Annotated in this window: 18 protein-coding genes and 1 tRNA gene; 12 read left to right on the forward strand and 7 right to left on the reverse strand. The window is 69.8% G+C overall.

Annotation, left to right across the window (positions count from 1 at the left end; genetic code table 11):
• The first annotated feature begins 1 nt into the window (after position 1).
• On the forward strand, positions 2-1,567 hold the full coding sequence (locus SD37_RS11365) for a molybdopterin-dependent oxidoreductase (protein ID WP_044851617.1): 1,566 nt from the start codon (positions 2-4) through the stop codon (positions 1,565-1,567).
• A gap of 89 nt (positions 1,568-1,656) precedes the next feature.
• Entirely contained in the window at positions 1,657-2,334 is a 678-nt protein-coding gene (locus SD37_RS11370; RefSeq protein WP_044851616.1) for a fasciclin domain-containing protein, read from the forward strand.
• Positions 2,335-2,411: 77 nt separating this feature from the next.
• Here SD37_RS11370 and SD37_RS11375 read toward each other — a convergent pair whose 3' ends face one another.
• The 6 genes from SD37_RS11375 to SD37_RS11400 form a co-directional block, all read right to left on the reverse strand.
• Positions 2,412-2,717, reverse strand: coding sequence for a hypothetical protein (locus SD37_RS11375; protein ID WP_044851615.1), 306 nt, complete (start codon positions 2,715-2,717; stop codon positions 2,412-2,414).
• The gene (locus SD37_RS11380; protein ID WP_044851614.1) at positions 2,714-3,121 is read right to left on the reverse strand and encodes an Asp23/Gls24 family envelope stress response protein; all 408 of its coding nucleotides are present in this window, start codon (positions 3,119-3,121) and stop codon (positions 2,714-2,716) included. The genes SD37_RS11375 and SD37_RS11380 overlap by 4 nt, the downstream gene beginning before the upstream one ends.
• Positions 3,111-3,680: a hypothetical protein gene (locus tag SD37_RS11385; RefSeq protein WP_044851613.1), complete on the reverse strand. Its 570-nt coding sequence runs from the start codon at positions 3,678-3,680 to the stop codon at positions 3,111-3,113. The genes SD37_RS11380 and SD37_RS11385 overlap by 11 nt, the downstream gene beginning before the upstream one ends.
• Positions 3,671-4,258: an RNA polymerase sigma factor gene (locus tag SD37_RS11390; RefSeq protein ID WP_044851645.1), complete on the reverse strand. Its 588-nt coding sequence runs from the start codon at positions 4,256-4,258 to the stop codon at positions 3,671-3,673. The genes SD37_RS11385 and SD37_RS11390 overlap by 10 nt, the downstream gene beginning before the upstream one ends.
• A gap of 117 nt (positions 4,259-4,375) precedes the next feature.
• On the reverse strand, positions 4,376-5,575 hold the full coding sequence (locus SD37_RS11395) for an FAD-dependent monooxygenase (protein WP_044851644.1): 1,200 nt from the start codon (positions 5,573-5,575) through the stop codon (positions 4,376-4,378).
• 59 nt (positions 5,576-5,634) lie between these two features.
• A complete protein-coding gene (locus SD37_RS11400; protein WP_044851643.1) occupies positions 5,635-6,780 on the reverse strand; it encodes a CaiB/BaiF CoA transferase family protein in 1,146 nt (381 codons plus the stop codon).
• Between the two features lie 148 nt (positions 6,781-6,928).
• Here SD37_RS11400 and SD37_RS11405 point away from each other — a divergent pair, with 148 nt between their 5' ends.
• The 8 genes from SD37_RS11405 to SD37_RS11440 all read left to right on the forward strand — a co-directional run bounded on the left by SD37_RS11405 (position 6,929) and on the right by SD37_RS11440 (position 13,390).
• Positions 6,929-7,756 (forward strand): NAD(P)H-binding protein, encoded by an 828-nt coding sequence (locus SD37_RS11405; protein WP_044851612.1) that lies wholly within the window; start codon positions 6,929-6,931, stop codon positions 7,754-7,756.
• An 84-nt stretch (positions 7,757-7,840) separates the two neighbouring features.
• Entirely contained in the window at positions 7,841-8,989 is a 1,149-nt protein-coding gene (locus tag SD37_RS11410) for a N(5)-(carboxyethyl)ornithine synthase (RefSeq protein ID WP_044851611.1), read from the forward strand.
• A 69-nt stretch (positions 8,990-9,058) separates the two neighbouring features.
• Positions 9,059-9,325: a hypothetical protein gene (locus SD37_RS11415; RefSeq protein WP_044851610.1), complete on the forward strand. Its 267-nt coding sequence runs from the start codon at positions 9,059-9,061 to the stop codon at positions 9,323-9,325.
• 15 nt (positions 9,326-9,340) lie between these two features.
• Positions 9,341-10,732 carry a sensor histidine kinase gene (locus SD37_RS11420; protein WP_044851609.1) on the forward strand — a complete coding sequence of 464 codons (1,392 nt, stop codon included), beginning with the start codon at positions 9,341-9,343 and terminating at the stop codon, positions 10,730-10,732.
• The gene (locus tag SD37_RS11425) at positions 10,729-11,394 is read left to right on the forward strand and encodes a response regulator transcription factor (RefSeq protein WP_044851608.1); all 666 of its coding nucleotides are present in this window, start codon (positions 10,729-10,731) and stop codon (positions 11,392-11,394) included. Before SD37_RS11420 ends, SD37_RS11425 begins: the two co-directional genes overlap by 4 nt.
• Positions 11,395-11,451: 57 nt before the next feature.
• Positions 11,452-12,036: a DUF4956 domain-containing protein gene (locus tag SD37_RS11430; protein WP_044851607.1), complete on the forward strand. Its 585-nt coding sequence runs from the start codon at positions 11,452-11,454 to the stop codon at positions 12,034-12,036.
• The gene (locus SD37_RS11435; protein WP_044851606.1) at positions 12,033-12,809 is read left to right on the forward strand and encodes a polyphosphate polymerase domain-containing protein; all 777 of its coding nucleotides are present in this window, start codon (positions 12,033-12,035) and stop codon (positions 12,807-12,809) included. Before SD37_RS11430 ends, SD37_RS11435 begins: the two co-directional genes overlap by 4 nt.
• Before the next feature lie 65 nt (positions 12,810-12,874).
• The gene (locus SD37_RS11440; RefSeq protein ID WP_044851605.1) at positions 12,875-13,390 is read left to right on the forward strand and encodes a hypothetical protein; all 516 of its coding nucleotides are present in this window, start codon (positions 12,875-12,877) and stop codon (positions 13,388-13,390) included.
• Positions 13,391-13,414: 24 nt separating this feature from the next.
• Here SD37_RS11440 and SD37_RS11445 read toward each other — a convergent pair whose 3' ends face one another.
• Positions 13,415-13,690: a hypothetical protein gene (locus SD37_RS11445; protein ID WP_044851642.1), complete on the reverse strand. Its 276-nt coding sequence runs from the start codon at positions 13,688-13,690 to the stop codon at positions 13,415-13,417.
• A gap of 208 nt (positions 13,691-13,898) precedes the next feature.
• Here SD37_RS11445 and SD37_RS11450 point away from each other — a divergent pair.
• Both SD37_RS11450 and SD37_RS11455 read left to right on the forward strand, forming a co-directional pair.
• Positions 13,899-13,972 (forward strand) — tRNA-Ile (locus SD37_RS11450).
• A 77-nt stretch (positions 13,973-14,049) separates the two neighbouring features.
• Positions 14,050-15,060, forward strand: a complete 1,011-nt coding sequence (locus tag SD37_RS11455; RefSeq protein WP_083254948.1) for a tyrosine-type recombinase/integrase — start codon at positions 14,050-14,052, stop codon at positions 15,058-15,060.
• The last annotated feature ends 81 nt before the right edge of the window (positions 15,061-15,141 follow it).

Genomic DNA, 15,141 nt, shown 5'->3' on the forward strand with positions numbered 1-15,141 from the left:
CATGAAGACTTCGCGAGCCAGCCAGGATCGACGCCTCCCGCTGTTCGGGGCGGCGGTTCTCGGCGTCGTGGCCCTCGCCGCGGCGCTGGCGGCCGGGCATCTGGTCGCCGGGTTCATCGGCGCCAACGCCTCGCCGTACCTGGCGGTCGGCAACGGGGCGATCGATCTGACGCCGGTGGAACTGAAGGATTTCGCGGTCCGCACGTTCGGTGTCTACGACAAGCTCGTCCTGCTCGGCGGGATGGCCGTGGTGATGGTGCTCGCCGCCGCGGCGGCGGGGATCGCCTCGCGCCGGTCACCCGTTCCGGGGCTCGTGCTGATCGCCGCCTTCGGCCTTCTGGGCGGCTTCGCCGTCTCCCAGCGCCCGGACCTCTCCACAACCGCGCTGCTGGCGCCGCTGGCCAGCCTGATCGCCGGGGTCGCCGTGTTCTTCTGGCTGCACCGCCTGGCCACGGCCAGGGTGCTCGCGGTGGACGAGGCACCCGACGGTGAGGCGTCCCCGTCGCGCCGGTCGGTGCTGCTGGCCGGGGCCGGTGCCGTCGTCGCCGCCGGCGCGGCCGGGGCGGGAGGACAGCTTCTCGCCGGGAGCCGCGACGCCGAGTCCTCGCGGGCGGCCGTCGGGCGGCTCGTGCCGGTCCGCCCGGCGCCGCCGATCCCGGCCGACGCGGATTTCGCCAAACTGGGCACGCCGACCTTCCTCACCTCGAACCGCGACTTCTACCGCGTGGACACGGCCTTGTCCGTGCCGCAGGTCCGGACCGAGGACTGGAGTCTCCGTCTGCACGGCATGGTGCGCAACGAGACGCGGTACAGCTACTCGGACATCCGGGACCGGCCGCTGATCGAGCGCACGATCACCATGACGTGCGTCTCGAACGAGGTCGGCGGAACCTACGTGTCCACGGCGAACTTCATCGGCATCGATCTCGGGGATCTGTTGCGGGAGGCGGAGGTCCTCCCGGGCGCCGAGCAGATCTTCTCAACCAGTGTCGACGGCTGGACCTCCGGCAGTCCGGTCGCCGCCGCGCTCGATCCGGAGCGGGGCGCGATGCTGGCGATCGGGATGAACGGGGAACCGCTGCCGGTCGAACACGGTTTCCCCGCCCGGCTGGTCATTCCCGGTCTCTACGGTTACGTGTCGGCGACCAAATGGGTCAAAGACCTGGAGATCACGACCTGGAAAGCGCGCCGGGCGTACTGGCTCGACCGCGGCTGGGGTGAACAGGCCCCGATCAAAACGCAGTCCAGGATCGACAGTCCGAAAGGATTCGAAACGGTATCGGCCGGCAAGGTCCGTATTTCGGGTGTCGCGTGGGCCCAGCACACCGGCATCGACCGGGTCGAGGTCCGGATCGGTACCGGGAACTGGGTGTCCGCAACGCTTTCCCGTGAGGTGGGGGTCAACACCTGGCGGATGTGGTGGGCCGAATTCGACCTCCCGGCGGGTAGCCACCAGGCCGTCGTCCGCGCGGTCGACAAATCCGGTTACACGCAGACCGACGCCCGCGCCGGAACCGTTCCGGACGGGGCGACGGGCTGGCACACCATCACTTTCACCACCCGGTGATCGGCGTCACTCGAAAGTGTGGCAATCCGATTCCGCAGCAGTTCCGAATACCTGGTAAGAACCCGAAAAAACAAATGGAGTGATTTTCCGTGAGCAAGCTTCGCGTCGCAGGAATCGGTTTCACCGCGGTCGCCGCGCTGGCGTTGGCCGCCTGCAGCAGCAACGACAGCGCTTCGTCCGGCAGCTCCGGCAGTGCCCCCGCGCCCGCCCCGTCCTCCTCGATGTCGGCCCCGATGTCCAGCGCCGCTTCGGGTGACGGCGTCACCACCAACGCCGACGTGTTCGGCCCGGCCTGTTCGAAGCTGCCGCAGGGCAGCGAGCCCGGTTCGCTGGACTCGATGGGCCCGCAGCCGGTGGCCAGCGCCGCCTCGACCAACCCGCTGCTGACCAAGCTGGTCGCCGCGGTCAAGGCCACCAACCTGGTCGACACGCTCAACAGCCAGCAGGCCATCACCGTGTTCGCCCCGGCCGACCCCGCCTTCGCCGCCCTCGGTGACGCGAAGTTCAACGAGCTCGCCGGCAAGCCGGACCAGCTGGCCCCGATCCTGCAGTACCACGTCGTCGGCAAGCGTTACGACGCCAAGGGCCTGGAGTCGGCCAAGTCGGTGGAGAGCCTGAACACCGCCGGCGGCCCGGTCAAGATCGAAGGCTCCGGCGAGAACATGACCGTCAACGGCGCCAAGATCCTCTGCGGCAACATCCCCACCAAGAACGCCACCGTCTTCGTCATCGACAAGGTGCTCACCCCCGGCACCAACAAGAACTAGTCCCCACCCCCATGATCGCGGTGGCCACGCCCTCGGGTGCGGCCACCGCGATCTTCCCTTTGCCAGGGGAACGGCTGTCAGGGGACCAGCGCGGCGGCGTCCACATCGGTCACGACGAACCGCAGACTCGCGTTCTCCCAAGCGGTTCCGGCCAGGACGGCCCGCAGGACGGCGCCCGCGGTCTCCGTCAGCGGCGGGATCGGCACGCTCAGCGCGACGACGCGGATCTCGACGACGTCCTCGGAGATGTCGACGGCCATCACGTCGAGGTCCCAGGGGAGGTTCGCCGCGGCTGCCGTGGTGGACGGCGTCGCCGGACGCAGCCCCGGCACGTCGCGGAGCGCGCTGAGCAGCGACGCGGTCAGTTCGGAACGGGCGGTCACAACAGGCCTCCACGGATTTCGATGTCCAAAATAGACACCGAGACGGCGGAGGGGACGAGCCCCGTCGCCTCGGTGACGGCACGGCTGACCGCGCGCTGGACCGCCTGCGCGGTCGCGGCGGCCTGGTCGAGCCCGGAGACCGAGAGATCGATCTCCACCCGCACGTCCGGCGGATCGTGGTCGACGAACGCGCGGACCCCTTCGGTCGGCGCCGGTTCGAGGCCCTTGATGCGCTGCCGCGCGATCCTGGTCAGCGAACCGGCCAGTCCGCGCAGACCGGGTTCCAGGCGGGCCACGCCGGGGACCTTCGCCGCGGCGTGCGCGGCGACGGCGGCGACCACCGGCGGGGTGATCACCGTCTCGACCAGCTGCCCGGCCGGGGCCGATGGCTGCTCACGCGTCATAGATGTCCTCCACCACCAGGTCCAGCCGGGCGAGCCGGACGCCGACGCGTGCGCCCGCGGCCGCGGTGACCCGCTCGCGGACGACGCTCAGCGAGTCGCCGTCGAAATCGTGCGCGATCGCGAGGCTCAATTCCACGTCCACGCCCGGCGCGTCCGAGGGGTCTTCCGCCGACCGGCGGACCCGGCAGTGCCGGGCGCGGACGCCGTCGACGGTGTCCGCGGCGAACCGCAGCACCGCGGCGACGGCCTGATCGCTCACCTGGACCTCGCCCGGTTCGGGGCTGGCCAGCGGCACCAGGTCGCGGCGCCGCACCTCGGCGCGGACCGCCGACATGATCCGGCCGACGAGATCCGGCGACGGTTCGTCGTCGTCCTCGGCGAGTTCCCTGGTCAAGCCGCGGAGCACCCGCAGGCTCTCCCGGGTCGCCCGGCAGTGCGGGCAGTCGAGTTCGTGCGCGTCCGCCCGTCCGGCGTCGACCTCGTCGAGTCGTTCCCAGACCTGTTCCACATCCCGGCCGCACGGCAGTAGGTAGTCCTGAGTCGCGTGGTTCATCGCCATGGCGCCATCACCTCCGCCAACTGTGCTCGTGCTCGTGCGATGCGTCCGCGCACCGCCGTGGTGGTCGCCCCGATCGCCTTCGCGATCTCCTCGTAGGAACGGCCGTGGACCTCGCGCAACAGCCAGCAGGCCCGTTGCTCGGCGGTCAGCTCGTCCAGCGCCCCGGTCAACGCCGTGAGCTGCGCGTTCGTCTCCGCGGTGCGGTCCGGCCGCCCGGCGGAACCGGCGGACTCCTGCTGGTCCAGCTCGACGTCGGCCACCGGTTTCCTGGCGCGGATGACGTTCAGGCACCGGTTGGTCGTCATCCGGTAGAGCCAGCCGACGAACGCGGCGTCCTCGTGGAGCTGGTCGAGCCGTCGCCAGGCGGTGAGGAACACCTCCTGGACGACGTCCTCGGCGTCCCCCTTGTTCCCGAGCATCCGCAGCGCCAGCCGGTACATGTTCCCCTGGAAGCGCAGGACGAGCTGCTCGTACGCGCGGATCTCGCCGTCACGGGCCCGCGCCACCAGCGTGGCGTCGTCCAGCGCCGTCTCGCCGGCCGCGGGTGCGGTCGCGGTTTCTCTCGCCGACGTCGTCATCCAGCGCACCTGTGCAGTGGCGCCATGGCGAAGCTCCCTTCACGCCACCCCCGTCCGGTGGCATCTGTAAGACACGGCTTCCCCGGAAACGTCACGCGGGAAACCTGGACCAGCCGATCACGGCCGGCCGGATCGCGCACCCGGAAGCCGGGTGAGCGCCGGGTAGTCGTCGAGGACGATGTCGGTGGCGAGCTTGTCGGTCATCCACAGCATCCCGCGGAGCATCAGACGGCGGCGGAACATCTGGTTGCGCAGGGCGATCCGCAGCTTCGTCGGCGGCGCGAGGAACGGGCCCGCGTTGGCGCCTCGGGCGATCTTGGCGTACCCGCGGAACTTCTCCTCGTACCGCCGGAACGCCACCTCGTGGTCGCCGTTCGCCGCGGCGAGTTCACCCGCGATGACGTACGCGGCCACGATGGCGAGGCCGGTGCCGAAGCCGCCCAGCGTGTTGCCGTAGGCCGCGTCGCCGAGGAGCGCGACCCGGCCGGTGTGGTAGCCGTCCATCTCGACCCGGCTGAGGGAGTCGAGGTAGACGTCGTCCGACCGCTTCACCGCCTCCATCAGTTCGGGCAGCCGCCAGCCGCCGCCTTCGAAGGCGGCGGTGAGGATCTCCTTCTGCTGCTCCATGTCGTACCGGTCGTAGGTCAGTTCGGGGGAGGCGAAGACGAAGAAGGCAGGCGCCTTGGGCCCGCCGGTGGCGGCCATGCGGCCGGGCTCGTTGTACATCAGGGAAAGGCCGCCCGCGCCGCGGAAGTCGTCGTGTTCGCCGGTTTCGACCAGGGCGTAGTAGTGCCCGAGGTGCCGCACGTAGTCGGCTTCGGGACCGAACGCCAGGCGCCGCACGGTGGAGTGGATGCCGTCCGCGCCGAAGACGAGGTCGAACCGCCTCGGGGCGCCGCGTTCGAACGTGACGTCGACCCCGTCGGCGGTCTCGGTCAGTGAGGTGATGGAGTCGCCGAAGACGTACTCGCAGTCCTGAGCCGCCCGTTCGCAGAGGATCGCGGTCAGGTCGCCGCGCCGGATCTCGACGTCGCCGCCGGTGAACTCGCCGGGCAGCACGGCGCGTGGCCGTTCCTCGGCGTCGATGATGGTCTGGTCGTGGCCACCGGTCTGGTGGCGGCGGATCTCGTCGAGGATCCCCATCCGTTCCAGCACGGTGCGGTGGGTGGCCCCTTTGAAGTCGACCGCCTGGCCGCCGGTGCGCAACCCCGCGGACCGTTCGACGACGGTGACCGCGTAGCCCTGCCGGGCGAGCCAGAAGGCGAGGGCGGGTCCGGCGATGCCGGCGCCGGAGATGAGGACTGTCTTGTTCGTCATGACCGGGAGCTTCGCGGCCACCGTTGACGAAGGGCTGACGAGCCGCTGACCGTCGCTCGTCAGTCCCAGCCGGGCAGGGGCAGGACGAGCTGCCCGGGGTCGGCCGGGGGCGCGGTCTCGTACCGGGCCGGGGTCGCGGACAACCCGATCGGGTTACGGGTCAGCCGGACCGGCGTGCCGTCGGGCCGGGGGAGTTCGACCGTCGGGTTCAGGCCGAGCCGCTCCGCGAGCGCGAACGCGCCCGCGATGTCGTTGACCTCCCCGGCGGGCACCCCGGCCGCGCTCAGTTCCGCGGCCCAGTCGGCGGCCGGGCGGCGGCTCAGCTGCTCTTCCAGCAGCACGCGGAGTTCGGCGCGGTGCTCGACGCGGGCCGGATTGGTCGCGAAACGGTCCTGCCCCGCCAGTTCCGGCAGGCCGATGACCTCGCACAGCGCGGCGAACTGGCGGTCGTTGCCGACGGCGAGGGCGATCTCGTGATCGGCGCAGGGAACGAGTTCGTACGGCGCGATGCTCGGATGCCGGTTGCCCATCCGCGCCGGGACCGTGCCGCCCGAGGTGTAGGCGCTGCCCTGGTTGACCAGTGCGGCGAGCAGGCTGGACAGCAGATCGATCTCGACGCGCTGGCCTTCGCCGGTCCGGTCGCGGTGGCGGAGGGCGGCGAGGATCCCGACACTCGCGAACAGCCCGGCCAGCACGTCGACCAGGGCGACCCCGGCCTTCTGCGGCTCGCCGTCCGGCTCCCCGGTGATGCTCATCAGGCCGCCGACGGCCTGGATCAGCAGGTCGTACCCGGGCAGCGCCGCGCCGCCGCCCGAACCGAAACCGGTGATGGAGCAATAGACCAGCCGGGGGTTGGCCGCGCGCAGCGTGTCCGGTCCGAGCCCGAGGCGGTCCATCACGCCGGGCCGGAAGTTCTCGACCACGACGTCGGCCGCCAGCGCCAGCGCGCGGGCCTGGGCGAGGTCGTCGGGATCGCCGAGGTCCAGCGCCACGCTTGTCTTGTTGCGGTTCACCGACTGGAAGTAGGTCGCCTGGCCGGACGCGTCGTAGGGCGGGCCCCAGCTGCGGGTGTCGTCGCCGGTGCCCGGGCGCTCGACCTTGAGCACGTTCGCGCCGAAGTCGGCCAGGAGCATGGTGGCGAACGGGCCGGCCAGCACGCGGGAGAAGTCGAGTACGCGCAGCGGGCCGAGTGCGGTGTCGGACATGAGCCCGACCATAGGTGGCCGTCGAGGGCTTTCGAGTTGTGATCGCGGTCACGAAAGGCCTGATTTCCCATTACTTTCCTCTAGGTACCTACTATCCCCAGGAAGGTAGCTTCGGTCCCGTCAAGGAGAACGGACCAAGGAGAGACCGATGATCGTGGTGACCGGAGCGACCGGGAACGTGGGACGGCGGTTGGTGGCAACCCTCGCCTCGGCAGGAGAGGAAGTGGCCGCGGTGTCGCGCCGGATTTCGGCGGCGGACGTGCCCGACGGCGTGCGGCCCGTCCAGGCGGATCTCGCGGAACCGGCCGGGCTGAAGACGGTGTTCGACGGCGCGGACCGCGTTTTCCTGCTGACGTCAGGGGATTTCATGGCCGCGGGCGGGAACGTCGCGGACGTCGTCTCGGCGGCACGCGAATCCGGGGTGCGGCGGATCGTGCTGCTGTCGTCCCAAGGCGTCGGCAGCGGGCGGCACGCGCCAGGGTTCGAGACGGCCGTCAAGGACTCGGGTCTGGAGTGGACGGTGCTGCGTCCCGGCGGCTTCGCTTCCAACGCTTTCCAGTGGGCGCCGTCGATTCGCGCCGACCGTGTCGTCGCCGCGCCGTTCGCGGACACCGCGCTGCCGGTGATCGACCCGCTCGACATCGCCGACGTCGCGGCCGTCGTACTGCGGGAAACCGGCCACAATGGACAGACCTACGTGCTGACCGGGCCCGAGCCGATCTCGCCGAGGCAGCAGGCGGCGGCCCTCGGCGCGGCGCTGGGGGAGCCGGTGCGGTTCGCCGAGCTGGCCGAAGACGAAGCGAGGACGGAGATGTCGCGGTTCATGCCGCCGGTGGTCGTGGAGGCCACGCTCGCGATTCTCGGCTCGCCCACGGCGGACGAGCAGCGGGTCAGCCCCGACGTCGAACGGGTACTGGGCCGTCCGGGGCGGACCTTCGGCGAATGGGCGGCGCGGAACGCGGCGGCGTTCACCTGAGCCGGACACCACCCCCCGGGGCCGCCGACCTGACGCCGTCCGAACCGGTTGTGCTTAGACTGAGGTCTAGTTAAGGGGCCCCACGTGGACCAGCTCACTCTCGGCGTCATTTCCCGCTCGCGCAAAGAAAACGAGCGACGGCTTCCGATCCATCCGCGGCACCTCGAGCGGATCGACCCCGCTCTGCGGCGAAATATCTACCTCGAAAACGGCTATGGAGAGCGGTTCGGCATCTCCGACGAGGAGTTGATACCGCTCGTCGCCGGTCTGCGCTCCCGTGAACGACTGATCGCCGACTGTGACGTCATCCTCCTGGCCAAACCAGTGGCGGACGACCTGGCCGAGCTGAGGCCCGGGCAGATCCTGTGGGGCTGGCCGCATTGCGTCCAGGACGACAAGCTCACTCAGCTCGCTCTCGACAAGAAGCTGACGTTGATCGCTTTCGAAGCGATGAACCACTGGCGGAGCGACGGGTCCTTCGGCCTGCACGTGTTCCACAAGAACAACGAGCTGGCCGGTTATTGCTCGGTACTGCACGCGCTGCAGCTGATCGGCTCGACCGGTGACTACGGCCGCCGTCTCCGTGCCGTCGTGATCGGTTTCGGGGCGACAGCGCGGGGGTCGGTGACGGCCTTGAACGCGCACGGGATCCACGACGTGCACGTGCTCACGCATCGAGGCGTCACCGCGGTCGGCTCGCCGATCCATTCGGCGAACATCGTGCATCTCGACCACGATCTGAAGGGCCCGGCCGATCTTCGCCGGAGTCACGCGATCACCGAGGAGGGCAAGGTGCCGCTGGCGGACTTCCTCGCCGGACACGACATCGTCGTCAACTGTGTCCTGCAGGATCCGAAGGCACCGTTGACCTTCCTCAGCGAAGAGGACCTCGCGGCGTTCAAGCCCGGCAGTCTCGTCGTCGACGTTTCCTGTGACGAGGCGATGGGTTTCAGCTGGGCGAAACCGACGACGTTCACGGAGCCGACCTTCGACGTCGGCGGCCTCACCTATTACGCCGTCGACCACAGCCCCTCCTACCTCTGGGATTCGGCCACGTGGGAGATCAGCGGCGCCCTGCTGCCGCATCTCGAGAAGGTGCTCGGCGGCCCGTCCGCCTGGGCCACCGATCCGACGCTCGACCGGGCCGTCGAGATCAGCGAGGGCACGATCCGGAACCCGGACATCCTGTCTTTCCAGAACCGTGAGCCGGAGTATCCGCACCCCCGGCGGTGAGCCGGTCCGATGAGAAAGTTCTCATCGGACCCTCATCGGCGGCTCACCCTCGCCGGGCACGCTGAAGGCATGCGAGCCCGAATCCTCCTGCTGGCCGGGGCCGCCACCGTCGTGGTGGTGGCCGCCGGGACGTTCGCCGTGGTCACGGCCACCGCGGCCGCGCCGCCCGACCTCGGCCCGCCGGTCGTCGCCCCCGCGGGGCAGGCCGCCAGCGGGCCCGGCGAGGGCGGTGCCCCGCCGGCGGTGGTGCCGCCCCGGCTGGCCGGGCACGACGACGACCCCGATGATGACCCGGATGACGGGGACGACCACTTCGACTTCGACCTCGACGACTGAGCGGGGCCGCCGCCGATGAGTGCCCGCGCCCGGATCCTCGCGTGGGTCCTGCTGGTCGTGCTGCTGGCGCTAGCCGGGTCGCTGCTGGCGACCCGCACGGTGCTGCACAACCAGCTCGACCAGCGGCTCGACAACGAGATCGCGCACGAGGCAGGCAAGCTCCGTGCTTTTCTGGCCACCCCGGACGCCCGTCCGGCGGGCGGCCCGGTGACCGTCGAGGCCGTCCTCGGTCGTCACCTGGAACGGAATCTGCCGGAGAAGTACGAGACCTTCTTCTCGATCATCGACGGCGCCGCGTCGAGGCGGAGCGCCATCGAACCCCCGGTCCGGCTCGACACCGATCCGAAGTTCGTCGCCGAACTGGCCCGCGCCACGAGCCCCGCGTACGGCACGGTCACCACCGCCGTCGGCTCCGCCCGCTACGGCGTGATCCCCGTGACCATCGAAGGCTCGCCAGGACGCGGTGCCTTCGTGATCGTCGAGTTCGTCGACCACGCCGCGGGCGAGATCAACGACGTCATCGGCGTCATGGCCGCGATGTCGGGCGCGGCGCTGGTACTGGCCGGGTTGATTGGCTGGCTGGTGGCCGGCCGCATCCTCGCCCCGGTGCGGGAGGTCCGGCTGGCCGCCGAGCAGATCGGCGAGACCGATCTGTCCCGCCGTATCGAGGTCCGCGGCTCCGACGACGTCGCCGCGCTCGGGCGCACCTTCAACACCATGCTGGACCGGCTCGAACACGCCTTCGCCGGGCAGCGGGACTTCATCGACGACGCCGGGCACGAACTGCGCACGCCGATCACCATCGTCCGCGGTCATCTCGAACTGATGGGTGACGATCCCGAGGAGAACGCGGCCACCCGGCACCTTGTCCTCGACGAACTCGGCCGGATGCAACGGATCGTGGACGACCTGCTGATCCTCGCGAAATCCGGCAGCCCCGACTTCGTCACGCCCGGCGACGTCGACCTCGCCGACCTCATCGTCGAGACACTCGCCAAATCCCGTCCGCTGGCCGAACGCGCCTGGCGGCTCGACGCGGTCGCGGAGGTCGTCGTCCGTGCGGACGGGCAACGGCTCACGCAGGCCTTGCTGCAGCTGGTCTCCAACGCCGTCCGGCACACCGGGCCGGGGCAGGAGATCGCCCTCGGTTCGGAGGTCACCGCCTCGACCGCCCGGCTCTGGGTCCGCGACACCGGCGAAGGTGTCCCGCCCGACTCGCGGAGCCGGATCTTCGAACGGTTCAAACGCGGCAGTAATGCGAGCGGCGACGACGGCGCCGGACTCGGCCTGCCCATCGTCGCCGCGATCGCCGAAGCGCACGGCGGCCGCGTCCTGCTCGACACCGAGCCCGGTGAGGGCGCGCGGTTCACCATCGAGATCCCCGTCGCAGGAGGTATGGACCGGTGACCAGTGTGCTGGTGGTGGAGGATTCCGCGCGGATCGGCGCGTTCGTCGAGAAAGGCCTGCGGGCGCAGGGATTCGCGACTCGCTGGGTCCGGACCGGTACCGAGGGCCTGACCGAGGCGCTGACCGGCGCGCACGATCTGGTCGTCCTCGACCTCGGGCTCCCGGACCTCGACGGCGCGGATCTGTTGCGCGCCTTGCGGGCGGCGGGCCGGACCGTGCCGGTGATCATCCTGACCGCGCGGGACAGCGTCGTCGACCGGGTCGCCGGGCTGTCCGGCGGCGCCGACGACTACCTGGCCAAACCGTTCGCGTTCGAGGAGCTGCTGGCCCGCATCCGGTTGCGGCTCAGGGGAAATCCGGAGACGGAAGCGGCGGTGCTGCGTGCCGGAGACCTCTCACTGGACCTCCGCACGCGGAAGGCGTCGGTGGCGGGGGAGGAGAAGGACCTCACCGCTCGCGAGTTCGCGCTGCTGGAGACGCTGCTGCGCCACCGCGGCCAGGTCCTCTCGCGGGAACAGCTGCTCGGCGGTGTCTGGGGATTCGACTTCGATCCCGGCTCGAACGTGGTGGACGTCTACATCCGGTACCTGCGCGGGAAGATCGGCGCCGAACGGATCGAAACCGTGCGGGGGATGGGATACCGGCTCGGCGAGTCCGGATGAGACGGTTCTCATCCGGCTCTCACGACGGTCTCTTCTCCGGGCACCACAGTGGTTTCCATGACCACGACACTGCTTCATCTCGCCGTCGACCTCGTCGTCGCCGTCATCCTCGCCTACGGGATCTACGCCCGCCGTCATCACCGCGGTGACCTCGCCTGCGCCTATCTCGCGCTGAACGTGGGGGTCTGTGTTTCGGTCGCCGTCCTGCTCTCGGCGTCGACCGCGAGCGCGCTCGGGCTGGGTCTGTTCGGGGTGCTGTCGATCATCCGGCTGCGGTCCGACTCGATCAGCCAGCAGGAGGTCGCGTACTACTTCGTCGCGCTGGTACTGGGACTGGTGAACGGGCTGCCGTCCGCGGACTGGCGGATCGTCGCCGTCTTCAACGTCCTTTTGCTCGCGGTCATGTACGTCGCGGACCATCCGTCGCGCACGCGCGGGCCGCAGCGGCGGACGGTCGTGCTCGACACCGTGTACCCCGACGAGCAGACCATGCTGATGGAACTGCGGGCACGCCTCGGCGGAACCGTCGTGCGGCACACTGTGTCCGAAGTGGACTATGTCCGCGAGGTCACCGTCGTCGACGTCCGGTTCCGGCCGGACCCCGCCCCGGTCGTCCACGGCGCGCCGGCGGCACACCGATGAGCGCCCGCGGAACGGCCACCGTCACCGCCGTGGCCAAGGGACTGCCCGCGCTTTCGCTCACCGAGGTCGTCGCCACGAGCGGGTTGATGAGCCGGACGGACCGCAAGTACGTGCTGCGGCTGAACGATTTCCTGACCGTCGCCGACACCATCGGCCCGGCGCTGCACTGCCTGGAGATCGACGGGCGACGGGCGTTCGGCTACTCGTCGACCTATTTCGACACGCCGGACCTGGCGATCTACCGCGCACACCGGCAGGACCGTCGGCGCCGGTTCAAGATCCGCACACGCACCTACACCGACTCGGCCGACACCTACTGCGAACTCAAGGTCAGCGGCCGCCGCGACGAAACGGTGAAGGTCCGCCGCCCGCATCCGGCCGAGGCGGCGCACGGCCTGACGGCGCCCGCGCTGACGTTCCTCGACGACGCGCTCACCGCCGCCTACGGCCGCCCCGCGCCCCGGCCGCTGACCGCGGCCCTGATCACGGACTACCGGCGGACCACCCTGGTCACCGCCGACCGCCGCACGCGGATCACCTGCGACACGTCGCTGGTCTGGCGTTCCGGCGCCCGCGGCCTCGCCGCCGGGAGCGATCTGGTCCTGGTGGAGGTGAAGTCGGCGACCGAGCGCAACGCCGTCACCGAGGCACTGGCGAAACTGCGGATCCGGGAGCAGTCGGTGAGCAAGTACTGCGCGGGCCTGGTGGCGCTGGGGCTGGCGAGCGGCGGCAACCGGTGGCGTCCGGCGCTGCGGCGGCTCGGGGTGGCGTAACGCCGGGGGAGGGGAGACCGACCCCTGCTTTCGGGCCGTCCGGCCCGAACCGAGGGAGGACGAGAATGAAGACCAGGGAGAAAGCCGTACTCGCCGTGGCGGGGCTGGCCATCGCCGCGGCCGGGGGCACGGTGTTCGCCGGGACGTCCGGTGCCGTCGGGCCGTCTCCGGCACCGCTCGTGCAGGCGGCGGAGACGTCGTGCGTGACCGACGGGGCGGGGATGTGCACGGTGCAGCACGGGCTCGGCGTCGTCCCCGCGGTGGTCGTCGTCTCGGCGAACACGCCGGGACAGTTCAACGCGTACATGCTGAACACCGTGCAGGGGTCGTACACGGCGACGACGTTCCAGGTGCGGGCGATGTTCAACCAGACCACGCCGAAGGCGGGCGGGTCGATCTGGTTCAGCTATGCGGCCTATGGCGGTGCGCCGGTGACCCCGACTCCCACTCCGACGAAAACGCCGACACCGACTATTCCTCCGCCCACCACGGTAGCGCCGACACCGACTACGACGCCGACGATGACACCCACGCCCACTGGGGAGACTCCGCCGGGCGGCAGTTCGGGCCAGGGGAGCTGATCGTCCAAAGAGGACGGTGATCCGTCACCGGGGTCGCGGCGAAGGCCGGTCGTGCAGTTCGTCGGCAAGGATCGCGTCGATCCGCAGACCGGCCCGCCGCAGTACCCGGACGCTTGCCCTCAGCAACAACGCGGCGCCGACGGCGACCACGACACCGAGCCCGATGGCGACGAAATTCGCCACGAGCGCCTCCCTGTACTGACGGGCGAGATACCCCAGGCCCATCCCGATGGTCAGCGTGTCCCCGAGCGCGAGCCACCAGGTTCGGTGCACTCGTGGTGCGACTGGAAAGGCAGGCATGGATATCACCGTCCCCGCCCGCACTCGGCGTTGGTCCTTGCAACCTAGACGAGCCGGTGTCGGCCCGCGGCCGAAACCAGCTGTTTGGCCTAGACGATCGGGGCAGGTGAGCGCTGTGATAACTTGGAGCGAACTGGGACTTCTGTGCGTTAGCAAACCTGCTGGCGGGCCGGTGACGGCTCCCGTGGAGGTTCCGGTACACCGTTTGGGGCCGGTAGCTCAGTTGGTTAGAGCAGGGGACTCATAATCCCTTGGCCGTCGGTTCGAGCCCGACCCGGCCCACTACCAGGGCTTTCCCTTGGATCCTAAACCGCACAGCGCTTGAACAGCAAGGGACGTTGCCCGTAACGTGATGCGGCATGACCGCCGCTGAGCCCCCGAGAGAAGCCCCCGAAGGGGAAGACACCGACGAACTGGACGAGCTTGACGGAGACGATCTGAGGGACCTTCTCGTCGACTTCAAGCGCCACCTGAAGTCCAAGAACAAGGCGCCCAACACGATCGACTCCTACGTCTCCATCGCGACGGCGTTCGTCGATTTCCTTGACCTCGAAGGGATGTCGCGCGTCGCGCAAGGTCTGACCTACCGACACTTCGAGCACTACTTCGCCATGATGGTCGACCGGCCGAACATGCGAACCGGTAAGCCGCTGTCGGCCGCCTACCGCGCGAAGCACTTCCGATCGCTCCAGCAGTTCGCGAAGTGGCTCTACACCACCGAAGAGGTCGTCGACCGGAACCCGTTCGACAAGCTCACCCCGCCTGACGTTCCGGAGGAACTGCCCGAAGTTCTAACCGAGACGCAGATGCGGAAGCTGCTGGACACCACCAAAGGCAAGTCGTTCGAGAACCTGCGCGACCGTGCGCTGCTGTACCTCTTCATCGACACGCCCTCCAGACTCGACGAACTCGCCACCCTTCAGGCCGACGACCCCGAAACCGGGGAGGAGGGCTCGTTCGACTTCGAGGTCGACGTCGCCCACGTCATGGGCAAGGGGCGCAAGCCGCGGGATGTCCCGTTCGGCCCGACAACCGGCGAGGCGTTGCGGCGATACATTCGCGCGCGCAGACGGCACCCGTACGCGCGCAAGACGACCGCGTTCTGGCTCGGCCGGAAAGGCGCGCTCTCGTCGTGGGGTGTCCGGCAGATCATCTACCGCCGCGCGGACGAGGCCGGCGTGCGTGTCCATCCGCACCTGTTCCGGCACACCTTCTCGCATCGGTGGCTGCTGAACGGTGGCCAGGAGACGGACCTGATGCGGCTCGCGGGCTGGAAGTCGCGGCAGATGCTGCAAAGGTATGGCGCGTCTGCCGGTAGTGAGCGGGCGCGCGAGGCGCACCGTCGCGCGAATTTGACTGACCGGCTGTAATGGTTCCGTAACGCGGAGGACGGGGGGAAAGAGGCTTTGGAAGACCCCCCCCCCCGCAGTTTTACGGTTTCGTCTCAGGCG

It is taken from the genome of Amycolatopsis orientalis, assembly GCF_000943515.2.
Taxonomy (GTDB): Bacteria; Actinomycetota; Actinomycetes; order Mycobacteriales; family Pseudonocardiaceae; genus Amycolatopsis; species Amycolatopsis orientalis.

Coding starts and splice junctions, on each gene's coding strand:
- SD37_RS11385 (WP_044851613.1), bottom strand. CDS start 3,680: ATGGCGATGAACCACGCGACTCAGGACTACCTACTGCCGTGCGGCCGG.
- SD37_RS11430 (WP_044851607.1), top strand. CDS start 11,452: ATGACCACGACACTGCTTCATCTCGCCGTCGACCTCGTCGTCGCCGTC.
- SD37_RS11395 (WP_044851644.1), bottom strand. CDS start 5,575: ATGACGAACAAGACAGTCCTCATCTCCGGCGCCGGCATCGCCGGACCC.
- SD37_RS11365 (WP_044851617.1), top strand. CDS start 2: ATGAAGACTTCGCGAGCCAGCCAGGATCGACGCCTCCCGCTGTTCGGG.
- SD37_RS11435 (WP_044851606.1), top strand. CDS start 12,033: ATGAGCGCCCGCGGAACGGCCACCGTCACCGCCGTGGCCAAGGGACTG.
- SD37_RS11400 (WP_044851643.1), bottom strand. CDS start 6,780: ATGTCCGACACCGCACTCGGCCCGCTGCGCGTACTCGACTTCTCCCGC.
- SD37_RS11405 (WP_044851612.1), top strand. CDS start 6,929: ATGATCGTGGTGACCGGAGCGACCGGGAACGTGGGACGGCGGTTGGTG.
- SD37_RS11390 (WP_044851645.1), bottom strand. CDS start 4,258: ATGACGACGTCGGCGAGAGAAACCGCGACCGCACCCGCGGCCGGCGAG.
- SD37_RS11445 (WP_044851642.1), bottom strand. CDS start 13,690: ATGCCTGCCTTTCCAGTCGCACCACGAGTGCACCGAACCTGGTGGCTC.
- SD37_RS11415 (WP_044851610.1), top strand. CDS start 9,059: ATGCGAGCCCGAATCCTCCTGCTGGCCGGGGCCGCCACCGTCGTGGTG.
- SD37_RS11420 (WP_044851609.1), top strand. CDS start 9,341: ATGAGTGCCCGCGCCCGGATCCTCGCGTGGGTCCTGCTGGTCGTGCTG.
- SD37_RS11455 (WP_083254948.1), top strand. CDS start 14,050: ATGACCGCCGCTGAGCCCCCGAGAGAAGCCCCCGAAGGGGAAGACACC.
- SD37_RS11440 (WP_044851605.1), top strand. CDS start 12,875: ATGAAGACCAGGGAGAAAGCCGTACTCGCCGTGGCGGGGCTGGCCATC.
- SD37_RS11380 (WP_044851614.1), bottom strand. CDS start 3,121: ATGACGCGTGAGCAGCCATCGGCCCCGGCCGGGCAGCTGGTCGAGACG.